Annotated in this window: 6 protein-coding genes; 2 read left to right on the forward strand and 4 right to left on the reverse strand. The window is 56.7% G+C overall.

Going from position 1 to position 4,748, the window contains the following annotated elements:
• Positions 1–52: 52 nt before the first annotated feature.
• The 3 genes from OGY07_RS02985 to tetR(C) form a co-directional block, all read right to left on the reverse strand.
• Positions 53–757, reverse strand: coding sequence for an IS6-like element IS26 family transposase (locus OGY07_RS02985; RefSeq protein ID WP_001067855.1), 705 nt, complete (start codon positions 755–757; stop codon positions 53–55).
• A gap of 531 nt (positions 758–1,288) precedes the next feature.
• Positions 1,289–1,603, reverse strand: coding sequence for a helix-turn-helix domain-containing protein (locus OGY07_RS23335; RefSeq protein WP_061342203.1), 315 nt, complete (start codon positions 1,601–1,603; stop codon positions 1,289–1,291).
• Complete coding sequence (gene tetR(C), locus OGY07_RS02990) at positions 1,590–2,249, reverse strand: tetracycline resistance transcriptional repressor TetR(C) (RefSeq protein ID WP_001038045.1); 660 nt, start codon at positions 2,247–2,249, stop codon at positions 1,590–1,592. The genes OGY07_RS23335 and tetR(C) overlap by 14 nt, the downstream gene beginning before the upstream one ends.
• A 92-nt stretch (positions 2,250–2,341) precedes the next feature.
• Here tetR(C) and tet(C) point away from each other — a divergent pair, with 92 nt between their 5' ends.
• Both tet(C) and OGY07_RS03000 read left to right on the forward strand, forming a co-directional pair.
• Positions 2,342–3,532 (forward strand): tetracycline efflux MFS transporter Tet(C), encoded by a 1,191-nt coding sequence (gene tet(C) / locus OGY07_RS02995; protein WP_000841446.1) that lies wholly within the window; start codon positions 2,342–2,344, stop codon positions 3,530–3,532.
• A complete protein-coding gene (locus OGY07_RS03000; RefSeq protein ID WP_002310911.1) occupies positions 3,436–3,774 on the forward strand; it encodes a hypothetical protein in 339 nt (112 codons plus the stop codon). Before tet(C) ends, OGY07_RS03000 begins: the two co-directional genes overlap by 97 nt.
• A 206-nt stretch (positions 3,775–3,980) precedes the next feature.
• Here the strand turns inward: OGY07_RS03000 and OGY07_RS03005 are convergent, their stop codons facing one another.
• The gene (locus tag OGY07_RS03005) at positions 3,981–4,685 is read right to left on the reverse strand and encodes an IS6-like element IS26 family transposase (RefSeq protein ID WP_001067855.1); all 705 of its coding nucleotides are present in this window, start codon (positions 4,683–4,685) and stop codon (positions 3,981–3,983) included.
• Between the last annotated feature and the right edge of the window lie 63 nt (positions 4,686–4,748).

Raw genomic sequence — 4,748 nt, forward strand, 5'->3', positions numbered from 1 at the left:
GGCACTGTTGCAAAGTTAGCGATGAGGCAGCCTTTTGTCTTATTCAAAGGCCTTACATTTCAAAAACTCTGCTTACCAGGCGCATTTCGCCCAGGGGATCACCATAATAAAATGCTGAGGCCTGGCCTTTGCGTAGTGCACGCATCACCTCAATACCTTTGATGGTGGCGTAAGCCGTCTTCATGGATTTAAATCCCAGCGTGGCGCCGATTATCCGTTTCAGTTTGCCATGATCGCATTCAATCACGTTGTTCCGGTACTTAATCTGTCGGTGTTCAACGTCAGACGGGCACCGGCCTTCGCGTTTGAGCAGAGCAAGCGCGCGACCATAGGCGGGCGCTTTATCCGTGTTGATGAATCGCGGGATCTGCCACTTCTTCACGTTGTTGAGGATTTTACCCAGAAACCGGTATGCAGCTTTGCTGTTACGACGGGAGGAGAGATAAAAATCGACAGTGCGGCCCCGGCTGTCGACGGCCCGGTACAGATACGCCCAGCGGCCATTGACCTTCACGTAGGTTTCATCCATGTGCCACGGGCAAAGATCGGAAGGGTTACGCCAGTACCAGCGCAGCCGTTTTTCCATTTCAGGCGCATAACGCTGAACCCAGCGGTAAATCGTGGAGTGATCGACATTCACTCCGCGTTCAGCCAGCATCTCCTGCAGCTCACGGTAACTGATGCCGTATTTGCAGTACCAGCGTACGGCCCACAGAATGATGTCACGCTGAAAATGCCGGCCTTTGAATGGGTTCATGTGCAGCTCCATCAGCAAAAGGGGATGATAAGTTTATCACCACCGACTATTTGCAACAGTGCCCATAGGCTTCATCAGCGCCTGACTGGCGAGCACGATTCCGGCCCTAGCCGCAGGATCGCGCAGGACGACCTAGTTACGAACCAGGCCGAGTGTTCCTGACATCCATCGGCACCATAGTTCTGCTTATCCGGCACGCGCGCGTCAGGGGTGTGGTGAACTACAAAGCAGACCCGTTGAGGTTATCAGTTCGATGCACAATCAGCAGCGCATAAAATATGCACAAGAACAGGAGCACCCTTCGCATTAAGCTGTGGTGGTAACAAGTAGTGCCGGGCTACCATCAGCGAGCATGATGCGCTCCCACAGCATTCGCCTTGGCAGTATGGAAGTTCCTCGCTCCAGTTCGGGCCGGTATCCACCTCGAGTGACCCCAGCCGCCCCTCATGCCAACCGAGCCCATTAAGCGCAGAGTCGGCCGCAACTATCTCGGGGACGCATAAACACGCAGCGATTTACCAAGGAGTTCGGCTAGGTCAATCCGCAATTCCCTTTGCCTGGCCGGAGATGCCGCGAGCAAACAATGTGTCCGGTCGCTACCAGATGGACTTTGTGGGCGGAGGATTGCACCAGACGCTTCAGCGCAGCGTCGTACGATGAATCGGAAGGCCCGGTAAGCAATTGAAGAACCGCTGACCACCTCCCATCCGACAATGCAAGGGTGCCCCGCTCCCAGCGCGACACGGTTGCCTGATCCACACCCATTAATTCAGCTAGGTGACTTTGCTTCATATGACGAAGCAACCGCGCCCTCCGCACCTGCCGCCCCCTGTCATTCGTCAACATTCTTCAGCACCTCAATGTCGTTCGTAGTGAGCCTCATTTTTTCAAGACCGCCGATGATGAGAGCCAGGCCTCGCTCGAATGCCGCGTCCGGACCGCCTTCGTAGACGATTTTCATCGCGCTCTGTAGGCGCGCCGGCATCGTAGACGCTGAGGTGGTCAACTGATCTTCGCCCCGCTCCTCGGCGTCTGCCTCGCTAGCTTGCTGCTCAAGAACAGCGCCGACGGTGAAGTAGCTGATTGCCATCAACGCATAGGTCGCGTCACCTGCCGAAAAGCCAGCATCGCAAAGGAAGCGAAGCTGCGCGTCGGCTTTTTCCATCTGCGGCGCGGCTGGCCGCGTCCCGGCATGAATACGCGCGCCATCGCGATAAGCGAGCAACGCCCGTCGAAAACTGCATGCATTGCCCTTCAGGAACGAACGCCAGTCGTCGTCATCCCTTGGCGTCGAATGCGTGTGATTTATCGTCAGCATGGCTTCGGCAAGTGCGTCGAGCAACGCACGCTTGTTCTTGAAATGCCAGTAGAGCGCTGGCTGTTGCACCCCGAGGCGCTCAGCCAGTCGGCGCGTCGTTAGACCTTCCATGCCCACGTCGTTAAGCAGTTCGAGCGCGGTTCGGATCACGGCCTCGCGTTGGAGCTTGTTCATTCGCGAATTCTCATGTTTGACAGCTTATCATCGATAAGCTTTAATGCGGTAGTTTATCACAGTTAAATTGCTAACGCAGTCAGGCACCGTGTATGAAATCTAACAATGCGCTCATCGTCATCCTCGGCACCGTCACCCTGGATGCTGTAGGCATAGGCTTGGTTATGCCGGTACTGCCGGGCCTCTTGCGGGATATCGTCCATTCCGACAGCATCGCCAGTCACTATGGCGTGCTGCTAGCGCTATATGCGTTGATGCAATTTCTATGCGCACCCGTTCTCGGAGCACTGTCCGACCGCTTTGGCCGCCGCCCAGTCCTGCTCGCTTCGCTACTTGGAGCCACTATCGACTACGCGATCATGGCGACCACACCCGTCCTGTGGATCCTCTACGCCGGACGCATCGTGGCCGGCATCACCGGCGCCACAGGTGCGGTTGCTGGCGCCTATATCGCCGACATCACCGATGGGGAAGATCGGGCTCGCCACTTCGGGCTCATGAGCGCTTGTTTCGGCGTGGGTATGGTGGCAGGCCCCGTGGCCGGGGGACTGTTGGGCGCCATCTCCTTGCATGCACCATTCCTTGCGGCGGCGGTGCTCAACGGCCTCAACCTACTACTGGGCTGCTTCCTAATGCAGGAGTCGCATAAGGGAGAGCGTCGACCGATGCCCTTGAGAGCCTTCAACCCAGTCAGCTCCTTCCGGTGGGCGCGGGGCATGACTATCGTCGCCGCACTTATGACTGTCTTCTTTATCATGCAACTCGTAGGACAGGTGCCGGCAGCGCTCTGGGTCATTTTCGGCGAGGACCGCTTTCGCTGGAGCGCGACGATGATCGGCCTGTCGCTTGCGGTATTCGGAATCTTGCACGCCCTCGCTCAAGCCTTCGTCACTGGTCCCGCCACCAAACGTTTCGGCGAGAAGCAGGCCATTATCGCCGGCATGGCGGCCGACGCGCTGGGCTACGTCTTGCTGGCGTTCGCGACGCGAGGCTGGATGGCCTTCCCCATTATGATTCTTCTCGCTTCCGGCGGCATCGGGATGCCCGCGTTGCAGGCCATGCTGTCCAGGCAGGTAGATGACGACCATCAGGGACAGCTTCAAGGATCGCTCGCGGCTCTTACCAGCCTAACTTCGATCATTGGACCGCTGATCTTCACGGCGATTTATGCCGCCTCGGCGAGCACATGGAACGGGTTGGCATGGATTGTAGGCGCCGCCCTATACCTTGTCTGCCTCCCCGCGTTGCGTCGCGGTGCATGGAGCCGGGCCACCTCGACCTGAATGGAAGCCGGCGGCACCTCGCTAACGGATTCACCACTCCAAGAATTGGAGCCAATCAATTCTTGCGGAGAACTGTGAATGCGCAAACCAACCCTTGGCAGAACATATCCATCGCGTCCGCCATCTCCAGCAGCCGCACGCGGCGCATCTCGGGCAGCGTTGGGTCCTGGCCACGGGTGCGCATGATCGTGCTCCTGTCGTTGAGGACCCGGCTAGGCTGGCGGGGTTGCCTTACTGGTTAGCAGAATGAATCACCGATACGCGAGCGAACGTGAAGCGACTGCTGCTGCAAAACGTCTGCGACCTGAGCAACAACATGAATGGTCTTCGGTTTCCGTGTTTCGTAAAGTCTGGAAACGCGGAAGTCCCCTACGTGCTGCTGAAGTTGCCCGCAACGGCACTGTTGCAAAGTTAGCGATGAGGCAGCCTTTTGTCTTATTCAAAGGCCTTACATTTCAAAAACTCTGCTTACCAGGCGCATTTCGCCCAGGGGATCACCATAATAAAATGCTGAGGCCTGGCCTTTGCGTAGTGCACGCATCACCTCAATACCTTTGATGGTGGCGTAAGCCGTCTTCATGGATTTAAATCCCAGCGTGGCGCCGATTATCCGTTTCAGTTTGCCATGATCGCATTCAATCACGTTGTTCCGGTACTTAATCTGTCGGTGTTCAACGTCAGACGGGCACCGGCCTTCGCGTTTGAGCAGAGCAAGCGCGCGACCATAGGCGGGCGCTTTATCCGTGTTGATGAATCGCGGGATCTGCCACTTCTTCACGTTGTTGAGGATTTTACCCAGAAACCGGTATGCAGCTTTGCTGTTACGACGGGAGGAGAGATAAAAATCGACAGTGCGGCCCCGGCTGTCGACGGCCCGGTACAGATACGCCCAGCGGCCATTGACCTTCACGTAGGTTTCATCCATGTGCCACGGGCAAAGATCGGAAGGGTTACGCCAGTACCAGCGCAGCCGTTTTTCCATTTCAGGCGCATAACGCTGAACCCAGCGGTAAATCGTGGAGTGATCGACATTCACTCCGCGTTCAGCCAGCATCTCCTGCAGCTCACGGTAACTGATGCCGTATTTGCAGTACCAGCGTACGGCCCACAGAATGATGTCACGCTGAAAATGCCGGCCTTTGAATGGGTTCATGTGCAGCTCCATCAGCAAAAGGGGATGATAAGTTTATCACCACCGACTATTTGCAACAGTGCC

This window comes from Citrobacter sp. Cs237 (assembly GCF_030332325.1).
GTDB lineage: Bacteria > Pseudomonadota > Gammaproteobacteria > Enterobacterales > Enterobacteriaceae > Citrobacter_A > Citrobacter_A sedlakii.

Bases quoted from the DNA above. Each gene is read 5' to 3' on its own strand.
- OGY07_RS03005 (WP_001067855.1), bottom strand. From the start codon at position 4,685: ATGAACCCATTCAAAGGCCGGCATTTTCAGCGTGACATCATTCTGTGG.
- OGY07_RS03000 (WP_002310911.1), top strand. From the start codon at position 3,436: ATGGAACGGGTTGGCATGGATTGTAGGCGCCGCCCTATACCTTGTCTG.
- OGY07_RS23335 (WP_061342203.1), bottom strand. From the start codon at position 1,603: ATGTTGACGAATGACAGGGGGCGGCAGGTGCGGAGGGCGCGGTTGCTT.
- OGY07_RS02985 (WP_001067855.1), bottom strand. From the start codon at position 757: ATGAACCCATTCAAAGGCCGGCATTTTCAGCGTGACATCATTCTGTGG.